General features: G+C 31.2%; 21 protein-coding genes and 2 tRNA genes. 21 read left to right on the top strand and 2 right to left on the bottom strand.

Translation table 11 applies throughout. The features are described 5' to 3' along the window. Positions 1–123 precede the first annotated feature (123 nt). Positions 124–1,605, bottom strand: coding sequence for a cardiolipin synthase (gene cls / locus LQ615_RS11605; RefSeq protein ID WP_135021137.1), 1,482 nt, complete (start codon positions 1,603–1,605; stop codon positions 124–126). A 164-nt stretch (positions 1,606–1,769) separates the two neighbouring features. Between cls and LQ615_RS11600 the strand changes: the two genes are divergently transcribed. Then, a complete protein-coding gene (locus LQ615_RS11600; RefSeq protein WP_016999705.1) occupies positions 1,770–1,973 on the top strand; it encodes a copper ion binding protein in 204 nt (67 codons plus the stop codon). A gap of 140 nt (positions 1,974–2,113) precedes the next feature. Further along, positions 2,114–2,248 carry an Lmo0850 family protein gene (locus LQ615_RS11595; RefSeq protein WP_016999704.1) on the top strand — a complete coding sequence of 45 codons (135 nt, stop codon included), beginning with the start codon at positions 2,114–2,116 and terminating at the stop codon, positions 2,246–2,248. Positions 2,249–2,353: 105 nt separating this feature from the next. Here the strand turns inward: LQ615_RS11595 and LQ615_RS11590 are convergent, their stop codons facing one another. Continuing rightward, entirely contained in the window at positions 2,354–3,547 is a 1,194-nt protein-coding gene (locus tag LQ615_RS11590) for an FtsW/RodA/SpoVE family cell cycle protein (protein WP_135021140.1), read from the bottom strand. Between the two features lie 180 nt (positions 3,548–3,727). Between LQ615_RS11590 and LQ615_RS11585 the strand changes: the two genes are divergently transcribed. From LQ615_RS11585 to LQ615_RS11495, 19 genes are all read left to right on the top strand, one after another. Next, positions 3,728–4,801 (top strand): D-alanine--D-alanine ligase, encoded by a 1,074-nt coding sequence (locus tag LQ615_RS11585; RefSeq protein ID WP_135021142.1) that lies wholly within the window; start codon positions 3,728–3,730, stop codon positions 4,799–4,801. Between the two features lie 11 nt (positions 4,802–4,812). Then, positions 4,813–6,162 (top strand): UDP-N-acetylmuramoyl-tripeptide--D-alanyl-D-alanine ligase, encoded by a 1,350-nt coding sequence (locus LQ615_RS11580; protein WP_135031099.1) that lies wholly within the window; start codon positions 4,813–4,815, stop codon positions 6,160–6,162. After that, a complete protein-coding gene (locus LQ615_RS11575; RefSeq protein WP_016999700.1) occupies positions 6,159–6,848 on the top strand; it encodes an alpha/beta hydrolase in 690 nt (229 codons plus the stop codon). The genes LQ615_RS11580 and LQ615_RS11575 overlap by 4 nt, the downstream gene beginning before the upstream one ends. A 164-nt stretch (positions 6,849–7,012) precedes the next feature. After that, a complete protein-coding gene (cshA, locus tag LQ615_RS11570; protein ID WP_064210827.1) occupies positions 7,013–8,542 on the top strand; it encodes a degradosome RNA helicase CshA in 1,530 nt (509 codons plus the stop codon). Positions 8,543–8,628: 86 nt separating this feature from the next. Next, a complete protein-coding gene (locus tag LQ615_RS11565) occupies positions 8,629–9,108 on the top strand; it encodes a PH domain-containing protein (RefSeq protein WP_239704096.1) in 480 nt (159 codons plus the stop codon). Beyond that, entirely contained in the window at positions 9,098–10,630 is a 1,533-nt protein-coding gene (locus LQ615_RS11560; RefSeq protein WP_103268922.1) for a PH domain-containing protein, read from the top strand. The genes LQ615_RS11565 and LQ615_RS11560 overlap by 11 nt, the downstream gene beginning before the upstream one ends. Further along, positions 10,620–11,120: a PH domain-containing protein gene (locus LQ615_RS11555; protein ID WP_016999696.1), complete on the top strand. Its 501-nt coding sequence runs from the start codon at positions 10,620–10,622 to the stop codon at positions 11,118–11,120. The genes LQ615_RS11560 and LQ615_RS11555 overlap by 11 nt, the downstream gene beginning before the upstream one ends. Next, entirely contained in the window at positions 11,117–11,485 is a 369-nt protein-coding gene (gene acpS, locus LQ615_RS11550; RefSeq protein WP_064204140.1) for a holo-ACP synthase, read from the top strand. The genes LQ615_RS11555 and acpS overlap by 4 nt, the downstream gene beginning before the upstream one ends. Positions 11,486–11,532: 47 nt before the next feature. Further along, positions 11,533–12,681 (top strand): alanine racemase, encoded by a 1,149-nt coding sequence (gene alr, locus LQ615_RS11545; RefSeq protein WP_135031096.1) that lies wholly within the window; start codon positions 11,533–11,535, stop codon positions 12,679–12,681. Positions 12,682–12,767: 86 nt separating this feature from the next. Next, complete coding sequence (mazE, locus tag LQ615_RS11540; RefSeq protein ID WP_016999693.1) at positions 12,768–12,935, top strand: type II toxin-antitoxin system antitoxin MazE; 168 nt, start codon at positions 12,768–12,770, stop codon at positions 12,933–12,935. Continuing rightward, on the top strand, positions 12,936–13,307 hold the full coding sequence (locus tag LQ615_RS11535) for a type II toxin-antitoxin system PemK/MazF family toxin (protein ID WP_016999692.1): 372 nt from the start codon (positions 12,936–12,938) through the stop codon (positions 13,305–13,307). 103 nt (positions 13,308–13,410) lie between these two features. After that, entirely contained in the window at positions 13,411–14,415 is a 1,005-nt protein-coding gene (locus LQ615_RS11530) for a SpoIIE family protein phosphatase (protein WP_016999691.1), read from the top strand. Positions 14,416–14,487: 72 nt separating this feature from the next. Beyond that, complete coding sequence (locus tag LQ615_RS11525; protein WP_016999690.1) at positions 14,488–14,814, top strand: anti-sigma factor antagonist; 327 nt, start codon at positions 14,488–14,490, stop codon at positions 14,812–14,814. A gap of 1 nt (position 14,815) precedes the next feature. Continuing rightward, positions 14,816–15,292, top strand: coding sequence for an anti-sigma B factor RsbW (rsbW, locus tag LQ615_RS11520; protein WP_016999689.1), 477 nt, complete (start codon positions 14,816–14,818; stop codon positions 15,290–15,292). Continuing rightward, positions 15,267–16,037, top strand: a complete 771-nt coding sequence (gene sigB, locus LQ615_RS11515; protein WP_016999688.1) for an RNA polymerase sigma factor SigB — start codon at positions 15,267–15,269, stop codon at positions 16,035–16,037. Before rsbW ends, sigB begins: the two co-directional genes overlap by 26 nt. Positions 16,038–16,170: 133 nt before the next feature. After that, the gene (locus tag LQ615_RS11510; RefSeq protein WP_239704095.1) at positions 16,171–18,336 is read left to right on the top strand and encodes a Tex family protein; all 2,166 of its coding nucleotides are present in this window, start codon (positions 16,171–16,173) and stop codon (positions 18,334–18,336) included. Next, on the top strand, positions 18,326–18,781 hold the full coding sequence (locus LQ615_RS11505; protein WP_135031094.1) for a SprT family protein: 456 nt from the start codon (positions 18,326–18,328) through the stop codon (positions 18,779–18,781). The genes LQ615_RS11510 and LQ615_RS11505 overlap by 11 nt, the downstream gene beginning before the upstream one ends. A gap of 259 nt (positions 18,782–19,040) precedes the next feature. Further along, positions 19,041–19,126: transfer RNA gene (locus tag LQ615_RS11500), tRNA-Leu, on the top strand. A gap of 22 nt (positions 19,127–19,148) precedes the next feature. Next, a tRNA-Gly gene (locus LQ615_RS11495) sits at positions 19,149–19,222 on the top strand. Positions 19,223–19,323: the final 101 nt, after the last annotated feature.

The following is a 19,323-nucleotide window of genomic DNA, read 5'->3' as shown; positions in this document are numbered from 1 at the left end:
TCTCCTTAAAAAAATCCGGGACATAAATAATTGTCCCGGACTGTATATTATATTGGTAAAGGTGATTGAGAGTGAGACAAAATCTTTTTCACAAAATAAGATTTTGTCTCACTCTCATATTGTTTAAAGAAGTGGTGTTAGCAATCGAGCTAAACCTTCTTTAAGTTTTATCCATGTACTTCTACTATCATATTTTTCAATAGTTAATGTTGAAGAATGTTTCATATCGTTTTGATATGCTAATCTTGATGATTCAGCTATTTCCTCATCATAAATGAATGCATTGACTTCAAAGTTTAATACGAAGCTTCTGTTATCCATATTAGCCGTACCGATACTTACAATTTCGTCGTCTATAACGACCATTTTTGAATGAATGAAACCTTTCTCATATATATGAACATTAACGCCGGCTTTTATTAATTCACCAACATTAGCGTAAGTAGCCCAATAAACAAAAGGATGATCTGGTTTATTAGGTACCATGACGTTCACATCTACACCAGATAATGCAGCTATTTTCACAGCGTCCAAGAATGATGAATCAGGTATAAAATATGGTGTTTGAATATAGATATTTTTTTTAGCTTCTGAAATCATTTTAAGATAACCATATTTGATTTGTTCCCAGTCTTCGTCGGGACCACTGGAAGCAATTTGTACACCAACTTTTCCTCCAGATTCAACATCTGGGAAGTATCTTGATTCATAACGCATTTTGTCACGTGTTGATTGAGAGTTCCAATCCATCATAAATCTAAGTTGTAAGGCATTAACAGAGTCGCCTTCTAATCGTAAATGCGTATCTCTCCAATAACCGAACTTTTTATCTAGTCCTAAATATTCATCGCCAACATTAAATCCACCAACATAACCAACTTCGCCATCAATCACTACGATTTTTCTATGATTACGGTTGTTCATTCTAAAGTTAATGAGAGGTAATTTAGAAGGGAAGAAACTTGCCACTTCTCCGCCAATTTCTCTAAACTTTTTGAATGATGAAAGGTTAAGTTTACGTGAGCCCATATCATCATATAACATTTTGACTTCTAAGCCTTCGTGTAATTTCTTCTCGAGTTCGTTTAATATTTTTTTACCTAGATTGTCTTTTCTAAAAATATAATACTGAATATGTATGTAATGTTTAGCATTTCTAATATCTTCGATTAATGCATCGAATTTATCATTGCCATCAGTAAAAATTTTCACTTTATTATCAGTTGTTAAAAAGGCTGAATTATTGTATAAAAGCATATGAATTAAATGTTTATAATTCGCGATTTCTGGTTTATCTACTTCGAAATTATTTTCATCAATTGCTTTAAGTTGTTCATTAACAATATGTTCTAAACCTATTTTATCTTGTTCATCTAAATTAAAGATGCTTTTATTCTGAATCTGTCTACCAAATAATAAGTATAAAAAGAAACCGAGTAATGGTACGAATAATAATACTAACAACCATGCCCAAATTGCGCTCGCTTCTCTACGTTCTAGGAATATGATAACAAATCCAAATACAACGTTTAATATAAATGCCAATACCAATAGCACTGATATAATAAGAGAAAAATCAAATGAAAAATTTGGTACAAAATTCATATCAATGCCTCCATTTCTGTATCTTTAAACTAGTATAATACATTTAAAATAAAAATGGAAAGGTTGTATTTGACCATTTTCATATATATACATATAATTAAACAAAATAGGTATATATATAAATCAATGTAAATAAATAAAAATATGATTAGGAGATGTTCATAATGAAAGAGCGTATCATAGATGTTGAAGGAATGAGTTGTGCTCATTGTAAACAAGCTGTAGAAGAATCAGTAGGGCAATTAATTGGTGTTAAAGAAGTTGTAGCAAGCCCTGAAGATAATCAAGTGCGTGTTGTATTTGAAGATCCAGCAAGCATAGATAATATTGAAAATGCAATTTTTGATGCAGGATATGAAGTTATTTAAGATATAAATGTTAAAATTTTAGTATAAATTAACAAAATATATAGAAAAATAACAAAATAGTCCATTTGAAGTATAGTCAAATACTATATAATAATGTAAAATGATAATAAGATATTTAATTTGAATAAGAGGTGGTACCCATGAAACAACCTAAGTCAAAGGTAAAGAATGTGGTCAAACTTTTATCATCATTAGGCGTAAACATAACAGAAACAAAGTCTCGCATTGAGATTATGCGCAGTTTACCAAACGTAGCTACAAATAAATTGAAATAATTGTTCAGTAGATTGTGTATAAATTGAGTTTGGAATAAATATCTTCATTCTCAAATAAGAAAGGATTTATTCATTAGGTTTTTATCTAATGAATAAATCCTTTTTTTATTTATCTTCTTTGACTACTGCAAATTTATCTTTTTCATGATAATAAATTGATAGGATAATACCTATGCCGGCCATAAGTGACCATAGTGAAGATCCGCCGTAACTAATAAACGGTAAAGGTATACCTGTAATAGGTAACAACTGTATCGTCATACCAATATTTTGTACAACATGGAATAGTACAAATGTTAAATAACCAATGATGAAAATAGCATTGAACGGGTGCGAAGTAGTCGTTGCCAGTTTTATGAGATGGAAGAATAACATTAAAAATATTATAAGCACCGCTATTGTTCCAATAAAACCAAACTCTTCACCAATTATAGAGAAAATAAAATCGGTATGGTTTTCTGGTATATATACTTCGCCGTTATTCAGTCCTTTACCGAATATTTGGCCGGAACCGATTGCTTTTAAAGATTCTGTTAAATGATACCCGTCTCCAGAACTATATGTGTATGGATCTAACCAAGAATTAATACGTCCAAATTGATAAGTTTGAACGCCTGAAACTTTTTCAATGATACTTGGCTTATAAATCATTAGCAAAATAACACTAGATCCAAAAGCAAATAATGCTATAAACACTGGAGCCAAAATTCGCCACGTAACGCCTGATACGATAATAACACCTAAAATAATCGCTATTAAAACTAAAGTCGTCCCTAAATCGTTTTGGAACAAGATTAATCCCATTGGAACGAGAGAAGTTAAGAAGATTTTGAATAATAAATTAAAATCTCTTGTTATTGATTTATTATATGTAAACCTATTATGTTGGTAAACAACATTTGCTAACACCAATATTAATATAATTTTCATAAACTCGGATGGTTGAACACTTATTGGTCCAAGTCTGTACCAACTTTTAGCGCCATTAATAATCGGTGTAAAACTTGATTCAGGTGACACTAATAAACCAACTAAAGACAGGTTACCTAAGATGTAAACAATCCATACATATTTACGTATTGTTTTTGGCGATATAAATATTAAAATTATGGCCAAAATAAAGCCCATGGCATAATACAAAACTTGTTTTAACAAAAAGTTTGTTCCATATTGTCCACTAGACATTGCTGAATTGATAATTAAACAGCTTGTTGCAAATAGAAGAAGGACGATAAATATTAATCGCCAATCGATTCTTTGAATAAATGACTTATTTAATGTACGAGTAGAAGTTTCCATTAATATACTCCTTTAATTAACGCTAAATTACATATTTTCCATTATAACTCGATTGTACATAAGATGGTACAATTTTGCCATTTTCAAGAAGTTAATTTTTAAATTAAAGATGTAGAAAGGTGCAACAATCATTAAAAACATGATAAAATGTAGTCTACTAATTTACATGGGGGCGTCTTAATGTCTAAAGAAAATATATGTATCATTTATGGTGGGAAAAGCGCAGAACATGATGTATCTATTCTCACAGCACAAAATGTGATAAATGCAGTAGATTTAAATAAATATAACGTAGATATTATTTACATAACAAATGATGGTGATTGGATAAAAGGAGCAGAGTCCATCGATTATAAAATTGAAGATATTGAAAAGCTACGTCTTCAATCTGACGAATTAACACCTATCTCAAGACTATTAGAACAAAGTAATCACGGTGAACCGTATAATGCGGTATTCCCATTATTACATGGACCTAATGGTGAAGACGGTACAATACAAGGTTTATTCGAAGTCTTAGATATACCTTATGTTGGAAACGGGGTACTAGCTGCGTCTAGTAGTATGGATAAATTAGTGATGAAACATTTATTTGCACATAGAGGATTACCTCAGTTACCATATGTCAGCTTTTTAAAAAGTGAATATGAAAAGTATGAACATAATATTATAGAACTTATACAAAACAAATTAGAATACCCAGTGTTCGTTAAACCAGCTAACTTAGGTTCAAGTGTTGGTATAAGTAAGTGTACAAATAAAGAAGAATTACTTGAAGGCATTAAAGAAGCTTTTCAATTCGATCGTAAACTTGTTATTGAGCAAGGTGTTGACGCGAGAGAAATAGAAGTTGCAGTATTGGGAAATGATTATCCTGAAACAACTTTACCTGGTGAAGTTGTAAAAGAAGTTCAATTCTACGATTATAAATCTAAATATCAGGATGGGAAGGCAAAACTTCAAATTCCTGCTGATATAGATGATGAAACTGCAACTACTCTACGTAATATGGCAATAGAAGCTTTCAAAGCAACTGATTGTTCTGGTTTAGCAAGAGCAGACTTCTTCTTAACAGAAGATAACACTATATATATAAATGAAACAAATGCAATGCCAGGCTTCACACAGTATAGTATGTATCCATTATTATGGGAAAACATGAATCTTAGCTATACTGAATTAATTACAAAGTTAATTGAACTTGCTATTGAGAGATATAATAGTAAAAAAGAAATTAAATACAAAATTGACTGAGGGTTATACGTATGAAATTTAAATTAAGTAAAATAAAAGATTGGATAGATTGCGAAGTTCAAGATGAATTTTTAGACACATATGTTGACGGTACTTGTATTGACTCTAGAAGCTTAACAAAAGGACAATTGTTCATTCCATTTAAAGGAGAGAACGTTGATGGACATCGTTTTGTTAAACAAGCTTTAGCTGATGGAGCAGGTGCTGCCTTTTGGCAAAAAGACATACCAAATCCACCTGAAGGTCCGATTATTCAAGTAGAAGATACTTTAAAAGCTCTTCAAGATTTAGCTAAAGCATATTTAAAATATGTGAATCCAAAAGTTGTTGCTATAACTGGTTCAAATGGTAAGACAACAACTAAAGATATGGTAGAAAGTGTACTTCGTCAAAACTTCAAAGTAAAAAAAACACAAGGTAATTATAATAATGAAATTGGTTGCCCGCTTACGATATTGGATTTAGATGAAGACACTGAAGTTTCTATATTAGAAATGGGTATGAGCGGCTTTGGAGAAATAAGAGAATTAACGAAAATTGCACAACCAGATATTGCAATAATCACAAATATTGGCGAATCACATATGCAAGATTTAGGATCTAGAGAAGGAATAGCAAAAGCTAAATTCGAAATCGCTGAAGGTTTAAATGACAATGGCATCTTGATTTACGATGGTGATGAACCGTTACTTCAACCATTAGTTGCAGAATTAGATAAGTCATCAATTTCTGTTGGTCTCAATGATCAAAATAAAGTTAAAATATATACGAACCAAACTTCAAGTAGTGGTATTAACTTTAATTTGAATAATGAACATATTGTCTATCATTTAAATATATTAGGTGCACATAACGTGAAAAATGCAACATATGCTATTCAAGTCGCTAAGCAGTTAGGTGTAACTGATGATGTTATACAAAATGCACTTGCAGATTTAACGATTACAGACATGAGAATGCAACAAATTGATACATCTCAATATGGTTTATTTATAAACGATGCTTATAATGCTAGTCCTACGAGCATGAAAGCAGCAATTGATACACTTCATAATATAGAACAAAAAGATAAAACAATTGTTTTAGCAGATGTATTAGAATTAGGTTCTATCAGTAAAGATATGCATGAACAAGTGGGGTTATATTTTGAAGGTAAAGATATTCAAAGACTTTTAACTTATGGACAAGAAGCGGCGCATATTTATAATAAGGCACAAGGCTTTGTAACTGATGCTCGTCATTTTGAAAACAAAGAAGATATAAAAACATATTTAAGCAAACATTTAAATTCTGATTCTGTCACTTTATTTAAAGGTTCGAGAGGAATGTCACTTGAAACGATTATTGATGAACTAAAATGAAATTAGGCATACTTTTTTTACATGGGTACACAGGTGGCAGATACGAATTATTACCATTGATTGAGTATTTAAGTGAACGCTATGATTTCATGCTAGAAGCACCAGAATATCCAGGACATGGTTCACTTCTATTATTAAAAGGAACAGACGAAGATATGTGGTTCGAAAAAGCGAAACAATCATACGAGCTGCTAAGTAAAAAAGTAGATAAAATTGTTATAGTAGGCTTTTCTATGGGAGGAATCATTGCAGGGTTACTTGCTAAAATACATCCTCCAGACAAATTAGTTTTGATAGCGCCAGCTTATGAGAATGTTAATATTAAATATTTAGCTAAAAATCCATATAGATTTATTAATAACATGAGATACGCTGATGTTAAAATTTTAGAAATGATTCTCCTAAGAACAATTAGAATTAATTTTGAATCCTTTCTATCGTTTAAGAAATTACAACAAAGAGCTTTATATATACCAGAACAAATAGTTTCACCAACTTTAATTATACATGGTACAATAGATGGACTAGTACCAATTGAAAAATCTCGTCAATTAGTTAAAAGAATGAAACATGCTAAATTGGTAGAAGTTGATAGAGGACCACATGAAATTTGTATATCAAAAGTTAATAAAACTGTTTTTTATGAAGTTGAAAAATTTATATTTAAAAATAAAAAAATATTTTAAAACTGGGCTAAACCCTTTTTTAGCGCAGTTTTTTTGCATTTTAATTAGTGAAAATTAAATGTAAACTACAGTTTTATCAGATTGCGCTATTGTAAAAAGGGTGGTAGTATATAGAAGTTGAATAAAAAAGACGAGAGAATTAACTATATAAAAGGAGAATTATTTTGCAAAAATTTAAAGAATTAGGTATTTCCGAAGCTACCTTAAACGCTTTGGACGGAATGGGATTTACTGAACCAACACCTATTCAAGTGGAGAGTATTCCACATACATTAAATGGTACAGATGTGTTAGGTCAAGCACAAACTGGTACAGGTAAAACAGGTGCTTTTGGTATTCCATTAATAGATAAAGTAGCCGACAAACAAGGCGTACAAGCATTAATACTTGCACCGACGCGTGAATTAGCAATGCAAGTAGCAGAACAATTACGTACCTTTAGTAAAGGTCAAAACGTAAATGTTATCACTGTATTTGGTGGTATGCCAATCGATAGACAAATTAAATCATTGAAAAAAGGACCTCAAATTGTAGTAGGTACTCCTGGACGTGTTATTGACCACTTAAATAGAAAAACGTTAAAAACAGATTCTATTACCACTTTAATATTAGATGAAGCAGATGAAATGATGAACATGGGCTTTATAGATGATATGAGATTTATAATGTCTAAACTTCCAAGTGAAAATCGTCAAACATTACTATTCTCTGCTACTATGCCTAAAGCAATTCAAGAATTAGTACAAAAATTCATGAAGAGCCCTAAAATCGTTAAGACGATGTCAAACGAACTTTCTGATCCTCAAATTGATGAATATTATACTATTGTTAAAGAACTTGAGAAGTTCGAAACTTTCACAAACTTACTAGACGTACAAAATCCAGAATTAGCAATTGTATTTGGCCGTACAAAGAGACGTGTAGATGAATTAACAAGTGCTTTAATCACTAAAGGTTATCGTGCTGAAGGTTTACACGGAGATATTACACAAGCTAAACGTTTAGAAGTATTGAAAAAATTCAAAAATGACCAAATTGATATTCTAGTTGCTACTGATGTAGCGGCACGTGGATTAGATATTTCTGGCGTAAGTCATGTTTATAACTTTGATATTCCTCAAGATACTGAAAGCTATACTCACCGTATTGGTCGTACAGGTAGAGCAGGTAAAAAAGGCGCTGCAGTAACATTTGTTAACCCAATTGAAATGGATTATATCCGTCAAATTGAAAAAGCAAACAAACGTCAAATGACTGCTTTACGTCCACCAACACCAGGTGAAGTAATGAAAGCAAAAGAATCAGATGTTAAAGATAAAGTTAAAAAATGGGTAGAAAACCCAATTGAAGGCCGTATCGAAAAAATTGCTGAAGAATTAATCAGTGAATACGGTAATCAAAAATTAGTAGCAGCTTTATTACAAGAATTAATTAAATCTAATGATGAGGCTGACGTACAATTAACATTTGAAAAACCATTATCTAAAAAATCAGGTTACAAAGGTAAACAAGGCAACCGCAGTGGTGGCGGTAGTCGTGGTAAATCTAGAACTAGATTTGATGGCAAAAACAAACGTCGTAGCAATGATAAAAACAATAATTTTGACCGTAATAAAGGTAAAAATAATAAACCTAGTAAACCACGTTCAAAAAAACAATTCTCAGGTAGAACATTCGCTGAGCATTCAAAATAATAATTAAAAAAGACGCATAATCTCAAAGGTTATGCGTCTTTTTTTATGATATAATACACCTAAATTGTAATGGAGAAGGAGATAGTATGTATAAAAAAGTTTTAGATAACAAAATGCCAAAGCAATCTATAAAATATGATTATATCGATCATTGTATTTCAATTGTTTTTTTAATTTTGTTATACAGTGTTTTTATTTGGTTATGGCAAAGGTTTGATTGGTGGCATTTTCTAATTTATCCTGTTACAGCCTTATTAGTAATCATAATTGTTTTAGGTTTTATAAATCCAATTATACGATTGAAGCGAACTTCATTTGAAATAAGTAAACACTCAATTGAAATTCAAAAAGGGTTATATTATCAAAAGCGTTCAGTACAGCCTATTAATAGAATTCAATTTATTGAAATTGAACATGGACCAATTTCTAGAAGATTTAATATATATTTCGTTGTAGTCGTAACAGCGGGCAGTAAGATCAGACTACCAATGGTTAATCGAAAATTAGCCGAAGAAACAAGGAAGAAAATCATTACTAAAGTAAAAGAGGTGACAGATGATGTTTAATCCTCAAAAATTACATCCAATCTCATATGTCAGTGGACTATTACAATCTATAAAATCCAATTTATTCCCTTTAATTATAGGTATCTTTTTAGTAATTAGAAGTGGATTCGATAATATTTTCGAGTTAATATTTCCAGGGGCTATCTTAATTTTTTCAGTATTGGGCACAATTACTAAAAGTATTAAAATATACAAAACAAGATATTGGATTGAAAATGACCAACTTATTATGACATGGGGCGTTTTTTCTAAAAATAGAAAAGAACTAAACATTGCACGTATACAATCTATGGATACATCTCAAAATATAGTCCATCAAATATTAGGTGGTGTTAATCTAAGTGTAAAAACTGCAAGTGATGGTATAGAACTAGATACGGTCACTAAAAAACAAAGCGATGATTTATCTAATTACATAAAAGAAAGAAAAAATAAAATTAAAAATGCAAATAGTAAAGTTAGTGATAATGATGCTGATTTAAATGATGAACATAAAGAAGAACGAAATGAAAATGAACAAGAAACGATAAATGAGAAAGAAGATGTCGTTTTCTACAGATTATCAGTAAAAGAATTATTGAAGATGAGTTTTACAAGTGGTGGTATTTTAATAGTGTTCGCAGCTTTAGGGTCACTGTATGGCTTTTTAGCACAAGTTATGGATGTCGAAGCATTAATAGATCCGCTTATTAACCAATTTGTTAATTTAACAGTTATTATGGTAAGTTTAGGCGTAATATTTGTTATATTGAGTTATATTATTGGTTCATTAATTGTCTTTGTTAAGAACTTTAGGTATCAGCTAACGTTTGACGGAGAACTTTTAACTGTAAAATACGGATTGTTAACAGTTAAGAAAAGAACAGTACCAATTACAAGAATTCAAGCATTGAAAGAAGAAGAAACACTTTTTAGAAGAATGATTGGTTATACTAAAATTTCTGCAATTATAACGACAGATGGTAATTTTGAGAATGCTGAAGAGTTAGATGTTACACATGTAACGATATTACCATTTTTAAAGAAACAGAAAGCATACAAGTTACTTGAAGAAATTATTCCACAATTTCAATTTAAACCAGTAAAACAAGGATTACCATTACAAGGAATTAGAAGAAGAATTTTTATTCCAAGCTTATTTATTATCGCTATTGTATTACCTATACAAATATACTTATGGTCATACACTTGGATTATAGGAGCGGCAATTATTTTAATCATGTTATTATATGCGACTGTTCAAACTACAAAATCCGGATTTAAAGTATTTGATGATTCGATTAGTATTTTAAATGCATCGCCATTTGAATATGAAACAATTTGGGCAAATAGAGATAAAATTTTAACGTATGAGTTAAGCGAAAATCCTATTATTAAAAGAAAAGATATAGCACATTTTAATATTCATCTTGCATATGGCAATGGAATGTTATCTAAAGGCTTGAGATTTATTAATAAAAAAGACGCTATCGATATTTATAATTGGTATAAGGAAAAGGAGGTAAGTGAAGATGCTTCCTAAACATAAAATGGATCCAAAAGGAAAAACAGTTGAACGAATAGGTACTCTGATTACTTTAGCAATAATTTTAATCATAACAATCGCTATGTTTGTCGTACTTAAATTGTGGTTAACAGATATTTCGAAATGGTTTATATTAATTCCTATTGGAATAGGTTTGATTATTGGTATATATGGCTTAATCATTCAACCATATTATATGTACCGCAATTTCCGTTATGACATAACAAATGATGAAGTAAATATTAAATCAGGTATTTTTATGATTGAAGAATCGACAATACCGATGGGTAGAATTCAGAATGTTGACTTGTATGAAGGTTTTTTCATGAGAAAATTTAACTTAGCTAGTATTTCATTATCTACTGCAGGTGGAAATAGCGGATTAAAATATTTAAAAGTTGATATAGCAAACGAAATTAAACGTTCTATACAAAATAGAATTGATGATAATAAAGATGAATATGAAAATGAAGGTGAAAACGTATGATTCACGGAGTAGGGATTGATTTAATTGAGATTGACCGCATTCGTGATTGGTATAATAAACGACCATCAATGGCACAAAAAATACTCACAGATGATGAAATAGAAATTTTTAATAACATTTCTTTAGAAGATAGGAAAGTAGAATTTTTGGCAGGTAGATTTGCTGTAAAGGAAGCTTTTACTAAAGCAATGGGAACAGGTATAGGAAAAGATTATGGATTTCATTCTGTTAATTGTTTACCTGATTCAAAAGGGAAACCGAATATTAAATGTGAGGGATTTATAACGCATGTTTCCATTGCACATACTCAATCGTACGCGGAAGCATTTGTTGTAGTAGAAGTGGATAATAGTAAGCAAGAATAACAGCGATATGATAAAATACAAATATTATACAAGGAGGTGCTTTGCTGTTGTCCGAAAAATATTATAGGCCAACTTATATCAACGTTGATCTACCGGCGATTCTAGAAAATTATCAAGCAGTAGGCCGTTTACACCCAAATAAAAAGATTATGGCGGTAGTTAAAGCTAATGGATATGGATTAGGAAGTGTGCCAATAGCAACATATCTTATGAATGAAGGGGTAGACTTTTTTGCTGTTGCTACTTTAGACGAAGCAATAGAACTGAGAATGCATGGTATTAAAGCTAAGATTCTAGTATTAGGTGTAATCAACACTCAAGATATTAATAAAGCAGTTCAACATAGAGTAGCAGTAACGGTGCCATCAGAAGAATGGTTATCAAGTGCAATTGAATATTTAAATGATGAAACAGATAAGCCACTTTGGATGCATGTTAAAATAGATACAGGAATGGGTAGAATCGGACTGAGAAGTATCGAATCATACCAACATGTCATTAATACGATTGAAACGAATGAACGTTTAATTTTTGAAGGTGTTTATACCCATTTTGCATCTGCTGATGAACCAAATGACTTTTCTGAACAACAATATAATTTATTCGAGAAATTTGTAGAATCTTCACATACTCCAGAGTATGTTCATGCTCAAAATTCTGCTGGTGCTTTAAGATATGACGCATCTATTTGTACTGCTGTAAGGTTTGGTATTTCACTATATGGATATTATCCATCACAATATATACAAGAAATTTCAAACTTGAAATTAAAGCCAGCAGCACAACTTGTAACAGAAGTTGTTCAAACTAAATATCTCGAAGCAGGCGATACTGTTAGTTATGGAGCAACGTACACGACCTCAGAAAAAACGAAAGTAGCAACTTTGCCTATTGGTTATGCAGACGGTTATTTAAGAAAAATGCAAAATACGTATGTTAATGTCAATGGTTCTCAGTGCCCTGTAATAGGTAGAGTTTGCATGGATCAAACAATGATTAAAGTACCTGATGATGTAGAAGTTGGAGATAAGGTTATTCTCATGGATAACGATATAGATTCGGAACAGTCAGCTGAAAAAATTGCAAACGCTTTAGATACAATAAATTATGAGGTGCTTTGTAATCTGAAAAAACGATTACCACGTATATATTACGCAGGTGAAAATAGTGAAATTACAAATGAATTACTAAAATGATATAGTCAAAACTAAATACATTTGTTATGATATTAATAACTTAATTTTCATAATTTTAACGCTTAATTAATCTGGAGGTATTTGTTATGACATCGTTAACACAAAATCGCAATCAAAGTTTAGAACAAACACTGAAAGAAGGATACCGTTATATGGCTGATTTAAATCTCTCCCTTGCGTCTGAAGCATATTATAGTGAATGTGAAGCTTGTGATTCTAATGAGTCACACTTAACTTCTCAACAAGGTGAATAAATGAGAAGAGGAGATGTATATCTCGCAGATCTTTCTCCAGTAACTGGTTCTGAACAAGGGGGAACAAGACCAGTCGTTATTATACAAAATGACACAGGTAATAGATATAGTCCGACTGTTATTGTAGCAGCGATTACTGGGAAGATTAATAAAGCTAAAATACCTACACATGTAGAAATTGAAGCAGCGAAATATAAACTAGATAGAGATTCAGTTATTTTGCTAGAACAAATTAGAACAATCGATAAGAAACGGTTGAAAGAAAAATTAACATATTTATCTGATGCAAAGATGAAAGAGGTTGATTCTGCAATTGCAATTAGCCTCAATCTCACTTTGCAATATAAATTTGATACATTAGGTAATACATAGGATATTGAATATATGTTTTAGAAGAATTATACATCTTTTAAAGCAACAATCGCTTTAGGATTAGCCTAAAGCTTTTTTAGTCTTTTAGAAACGAGGTGACTTTGTGTCAGAACAGAAGAAGCAATATTATCAACAATTATTGTTAGAATACGTAAATACTTCAAATGATGATATTCTATCAAATTGCCAAACTTATTCTAATGAAGCAATTGAAGATAATGTTTCGCCAGAAGAAATCGTGCAATTGCATTTAGAAATCATTCGCGATCAAAATGATTTAACAAAACAACAGATTGTAAGTTCTTTTGACGTATTAATAGAAGTAATCATTGGCTATGGTTTCACATATAGAGATTATAAGAAATTGTTAAACAAGATTAAAATTCATGATAAGGAAATGGATGTGGCGTCAAGTCTACAACAAACGATGCTGAAACCCCAAATCCCTCAGTTTGATAGCATTCAAATTGGGGCAATTTCTGTGCCAGCACAAAGAGTAAGTGGAGATTACTTCAATTTGATTGACCATAATGATGGCACAATGAGCTTTGCAGTGGCAGATGTTATAGGGAAAGGTATCCCTGCAGCACTTGCGATGAGTATGATTAAATTTGGAATGGACTCATACGGCCATTCTCAATTACCAAGTGATGGTTTAAAACGTTTAAACCGAGTAGTCGAAAAAAACGTTAACCAAAATATGTTTGTCACGATGTTTTATGGACTTTATGAGGAAATTAATAATATGCTTTATTATAGCTCTGCTGGTCATGAACCTGGTTATATATACAGAGATCAAACTGGAGAGTTTGAGGAAATGACCGAAAGAGGAATTGTACTTGGTGTAAATAAACATACAAGGTATAAACAAAGCGAAATTAAAATTGAATTGCAAGATATGATTATAGTATTTACAGATGGCGTTACTGAATTAAGAGATCAGCAAAATGAATTCATCAAAACTAAAGATTTACTTAATATGATAAAAGAACATAAACAGTTACATCCACAAGATATCGTACAAATACTATATGAAGAGCTTGTGAAGCTTCAAAATCCTAACAAACGAGATGACTTAACGATATTAATTGTAAAACGTGTAAAATAATAAGATTAATATTAAATATATAGGGTAGATATTAATGATGAAAGTCTAATATAAGTAGGGGTGTAAGGAAGAATGAATCTTAACATTGAAACAACAGAACATGAAAATTATTACGAAATAAAGGTTGGCGGTGAATTAGATGTATACACTGCGCCAGAACTACAAGAAGTTTTACAACCAATTAGACAAAAAGGAACTCATGATATACATGTAAACTTGCAAGATGTGAGTTATTTAGATTCTACCGGTTTAGGTTTATTTGTTGGCACATTAAAATCATTAAACGAGCATGGGAAATCTTTATATGTACTCGGCGTATCAGAAAGAATTGAAAGATTATTTGAAATTACGGGTCTTAAAGAACTCATGCATGTCAACAAGGGAACGGAGGTAAAATAAAATGACATCTAACTATGATTATATAGAGATGAGATTTCCTGCAGCAGCGGAATACGTAGGACTAGTAAGATTAACATTATCTGGTGTCTTCAATCGTGCTGGTGCTTCATATGAAGATATAGAAGACTCAAAAATTGCAGTATCAGAAGCGGTCACAAACGCAGTGAAACATGCTTATAGTGATAAAGTTGATGGAGAAATACTTATCGGTTATCTTGTATATACAGATAAAATTGAAATTATCGTTTCTGATTCAGGTAAAAGCTTTAACTATGAAGAAGCAAAAAAAGTGTTAGGTCCATATCAAGAAAGTGATAATGTTAATTTCATGAGACAAGGCGGATTAGGTTTGTTTCTTATTGAATCATTAATGGATGAAGTGAGTGTTCAAAAAGACGCTGGTGTTACAATAAGTATGATAAAGTATTTATCTAAAGAGCAGGTGCAAACACATGACGGAAGAGTCCAAAGCTTATAAAGAAGTTTCACCAAATGAAATAAATGCATGGATTGCAGACTATCAGGAAAATAATAATAATGATGCTCAAGAAAAACTTGTATTACATTATCAAAAGTTAATCGAATCATTAGCTTATAAATATTCTAAAGGTCAAGCACACCATGAAGATCTCGTTCAAGTAGGTATGGTCGGGTTGTTAGGCGCAATTAAAAGATTTGATACATCGTTCGAACGTAAATTCGAAGCTTTTTTAGTGCCGACAGTAATTGGTGAAATTAAAAGATATCTTAGAGACAAAACATGGAGTGTACACGTTCCTAGAAGAATTAAAGAAATTGGCCCAAAGATTAAAAGAGCTAATGAAGAGTTAACGAATGAATTAGGTCGTTCGCCTAAAATTATTGAAATTGCAAATAGGTTAGAAGTAACAGAAGAAGATGTATTAGAAGCTATGGAAATGGGACAAAGTTATAATGCATTGAGTGTCGACCACACTATTGAAGCAGATAAAGATGGATCGACTGTTACGCTGTTAGATATAATGGGAGATTCAGAAGAAGGTTACGATTTAACTGAAAAAAGAATGATACTTGAAAAAATTCTACCAATATTAACAGAGCGTGAACGGGAAATCATTCAATACACGTTTATAACAGGCTTGAGTCAGAAAGAAACTGGAGAAAAAATTGGACTTAGCCAGATGCATGTTTCTAGATTACAAAGAACCGCAATTAAAAAATTGCAAGAAGCAGCCATGAAGTGAATAAACTATAACGATAGTGAGTCTGGGACATTTATTTATGTCTCGGACTTTTTTATATTAATAATAAGTTAGCAATAATTTCAATTTCGTGATTTATGTTAAAATAAATTATAAACATTTTTAGGAGGCAACTATGAATCAAGAATTGATTAACATTATAAAAAATAACCATCCGTTTTCAGAAAAACAAATTAAAACAGTTCTAGAATTGCTAGAAGATAAGAATACAGTTCCTTTTATTGCGAGATACAGAAAAGAACTAACAGGTGGATTAGATGAAGTTGAAATCAAACTTATAGAAACTGAATATAATTATGCTGTTAATTTACAGAAACGAAAAGAAGAAGTTATACGACTTATCGATGAACAAGGGTTGCTTACTGAAGATTTAAAAAATGATATTTTAAAACAAACAAAACTTCAAAGAATAGAAGACTTGTATCGTCCATTTAAGAAAAAGAAAAAAACGAGAGCAACAGAAGCAAAAAGAAAAGGGCTTGAGCCTTTAGCAACATGGATTATTAAAGGTGAAGATACACATACACATACACATACACTTGAAGATGAAGCGGCTCAATATATTACTGAAGAAGTTAAATCAGAAAAAGACGCTATTAAAGGTGCACAAGATATAATCGCCGAAATTGTCTCTGATGAACCAAAATACCGAAAATACATATTAAATCAAATTGAAACTCAAGGTAAACTCGTAACTGAGAAAAAGAAAAAAGCAGAAGACGAAAAAAATATATTTGAAATGTATTACGAATATGAAGAGCCTATTAAAAAAATCGTACCTCATAGAGTGTTGGCAATTAATCGTGGCGAAACTGAAGGTGTACTAAAAGTAAGTTTCGATATAGACCAAGAAAAGTTAGAGTCATATTTGATAAAACAATATATTGGTGAAAAGCATAAACATTTTGAAGTTATAAAAGAAGCAATACAAGATGGTTTAAAACGTTTAATATTACCATCAATTGAAAGAGAAATAAGAACTGAATTAACTCAAAAAGCTGAAAATCATGCTATTGAAATTTTTTCTGAGAATTTGAAGAACTTATTATTACAACCTCCATTGAAAGGTAAAAAGATATTAGGACTAGATCCAGCCTATAGAACTGGTTGTAAATTAGCAGTAATAAATGAGTACGGTTCATTTGTAGATAAGAATGTAATTTATCCTCATCCACCAGTATCTAAAATAGAACAATCGGAAAAAGTATTTTTAGATATGGTTAATAAGCATCAGATTGAACTGGTTGCTATAGGTAATGGTACTGCAAGTAGAGAGTCGGAACAATTTGTGGCAGAAATGATAAAAAAACATAACTTATCTTGTCAGTTTATAATTGTTAACGAAGCGGGAGCATCAGTATATTCAGCTTCGGAAGTTGCACGTGAAGAATTCCCAGACTTTAAAGTTGAGGAAAGAAGTGCAGTGTCAATAGGTAGACGTGTACAAGATCCATTGAGTGAATTAGTGAAGATTGATCCTAAATCAATAGGTGTAGGACAATATCAGCATGATGTTAACCAAAAGAGTTTATCAGAAACTTTAAAATTCGTTGTAGAAACTGCTGTAAACCAAGTTGGTGTTGATGTAAACACAGCTTCACCATCATTATTAAGTTATGTATCAGGTTTGAGCAATACTGTAGCGCATAATATTATCAAGTTTAGAGAAGAGCAAGGCGCTATAAAACATCATTCTGAAATTGCGAAAGTACCTAGATTAGGTAATAAGACATTTGAACAAAGTATCGGTTTCTTAAGAATTTTAGAAGGTACAGAACCTTTAGACAAAACTGCTATACATCCAGAAAGTTATGAAGCAGCTTATGAATTAATTAAATATGTAGGGTTATCTAAAGAAGATATAGGAACAGATAACTTAAAAGAAAAATTAAATAAAATAGAATTAAATGAAACTAGTGAGAAACTAAATATAGGTGTGCCTACATTAGAAGATATCATTTCTTCACTAATTGCACCTCTTAGGGACCCACGTGATCAGTTTGAAACACCAATTCTGAAATCAGATGTTTTATCCATGGAAGATTTAAAACCAAATATGGCATTAAGTGGTACTGTAAGAAATGTAGTAGATTTCGGTGCGTTCGTAGATGTAGGAGTTAAACAAGATGGTTTAGTTCATATATCTAAATTATCTAAAGGTTTTGTAAAACATCCAATGAATATTGTTAGTGTTGGAGATATTGTAGATGTATGGGTGTTAGATGTTAATCTAGAAAAACAAAAAGTATCACTAACAATGATAGATCCTAATGGAAAATAATGAACTACAAGAACTTGTTTCACAAATTTCGTTGGAGTATTTTCAAAAGCCTTTTAAACATCAAGCAATATTTAATAAACGTTTAAGAACAACCGGTGGGCGATATCTACTTAATTCACATAATATAGAAATTAATCCAGAACAACTTAATCATTTCGGTGAAAAAGCACTAATTGATATTATTAAACATGAACTTTGCCACTATCATCTACATATAGAAGGTAAAGGATATCAACATAGAGATAAAGATTTTAAGCAGTTAATACAATTAGTAGATGCACCGAGATTTTGTAAACCTATTAAAAGTTATGAAGAACGAGCTAATTATGTATATACATGTACTAAATGTAAATTGAAATTTAAAAGAATCAAAAAGGTAAATACACAGAAATATAGATGTGGACGATGTGGTGGAAAGTTAAAAATAGTATCAAAAATAAACTAAAGGAAAGTACTACACTAGAAATTTGAAGTGTAGTACTTTTTTTATAAAAAAACGTACAAAAGTTGTTGACGAAATTAGAAATCCGTCGTATGATAATAAACGTTGCTTAAACAAAACGAACCAAAACGTTAAGGCAATTTCAAGAAAGTAAAATTACATTAAAAAGTTAAACTAAATTGTTGACTTTGTAAACATTAAGTAATATAATTAATGACAGTCACTTAAATAAGAAATTGATTGAAAGAGCTGCAAACCATGCGCGGTCGTGGCGGAATGGCAGACGCGCTAGGTTGAGGGCCTAGTGGGAGAAATCCCGTGGAGGTTCAACTCCTCTCGGCCGCACCATTCATCAATTTAAATCGAATAAGCGGGTGTAGTTTAGTGGTAAAACCTCAGCCTTCCAAGCTGATGATGTCGGTTCGATTCCGATCACCCGCTCCATAAAATTTTTAAAATGAACATTGAAAACTGAATGACAATATGTCAACGTTAATTCCAATAATTGAGTACTGAAAGTACTTCAAAGAGTGATTGGCTTAACC

The organism is Mammaliicoccus sp. C-M13, assembly GCF_022386845.1.
In the GTDB taxonomy this organism is placed as follows: domain Bacteria; phylum Bacillota; class Bacilli; order Staphylococcales; family Staphylococcaceae; genus Mammaliicoccus; species Mammaliicoccus lentus.
The sequence above is the reverse complement of the archived record's forward strand: the minus strand, read 5'-3'. Positions and strand labels throughout refer to the sequence as shown.

Bases quoted from the DNA above. Each gene is read 5' to 3' on its own strand.
- rsbW (WP_016999689.1), top strand. From the start codon at position 14,816: ATGACATCTAACTATGATTATATAGAGATGAGATTTCCTGCAGCAGCG.
- LQ615_RS11510 (WP_239704095.1), top strand. From the start codon at position 16,171: ATGAATCAAGAATTGATTAACATTATAAAAAATAACCATCCGTTTTCA.
- LQ615_RS11535 (WP_016999692.1), top strand. From the start codon at position 12,936: ATGAGAAGAGGAGATGTATATCTCGCAGATCTTTCTCCAGTAACTGGT.
- cls (WP_135021137.1), bottom strand. From the start codon at position 1,605: ATGAATTTTGTACCAAATTTTTCATTTGATTTTTCTCTTATTATATCA.
- LQ615_RS11565 (WP_239704096.1), top strand. From the start codon at position 8,629: ATGTATAAAAAAGTTTTAGATAACAAAATGCCAAAGCAATCTATAAAA.
- LQ615_RS11600 (WP_016999705.1), top strand. From the start codon at position 1,770: ATGAAAGAGCGTATCATAGATGTTGAAGGAATGAGTTGTGCTCATTGT.
- LQ615_RS11505 (WP_135031094.1), top strand. From the start codon at position 18,326: ATGGAAAATAATGAACTACAAGAACTTGTTTCACAAATTTCGTTGGAG.
- acpS (WP_064204140.1), top strand. From the start codon at position 11,117: ATGATTCACGGAGTAGGGATTGATTTAATTGAGATTGACCGCATTCGT.
- LQ615_RS11585 (WP_135021142.1), top strand. From the start codon at position 3,728: ATGTCTAAAGAAAATATATGTATCATTTATGGTGGGAAAAGCGCAGAA.
- LQ615_RS11595 (WP_016999704.1), top strand. From the start codon at position 2,114: ATGAAACAACCTAAGTCAAAGGTAAAGAATGTGGTCAAACTTTTATCA.
- LQ615_RS11555 (WP_016999696.1), top strand. From the start codon at position 10,620: ATGCTTCCTAAACATAAAATGGATCCAAAAGGAAAAACAGTTGAACGA.
- LQ615_RS11525 (WP_016999690.1), top strand. From the start codon at position 14,488: ATGAATCTTAACATTGAAACAACAGAACATGAAAATTATTACGAAATA.
- LQ615_RS11560 (WP_103268922.1), top strand. From the start codon at position 9,098: ATGATGTTTAATCCTCAAAAATTACATCCAATCTCATATGTCAGTGGA.
- LQ615_RS11575 (WP_016999700.1), top strand. From the start codon at position 6,159: ATGAAATTAGGCATACTTTTTTTACATGGGTACACAGGTGGCAGATAC.
- sigB (WP_016999688.1), top strand. From the start codon at position 15,267: ATGACGGAAGAGTCCAAAGCTTATAAAGAAGTTTCACCAAATGAAATA.
- LQ615_RS11580 (WP_135031099.1), top strand. From the start codon at position 4,813: ATGAAATTTAAATTAAGTAAAATAAAAGATTGGATAGATTGCGAAGTT.
- LQ615_RS11590 (WP_135021140.1), bottom strand. From the start codon at position 3,547: ATGGAAACTTCTACTCGTACATTAAATAAGTCATTTATTCAAAGAATC.
- mazE (WP_016999693.1), top strand. From the start codon at position 12,768: ATGACATCGTTAACACAAAATCGCAATCAAAGTTTAGAACAAACACTG.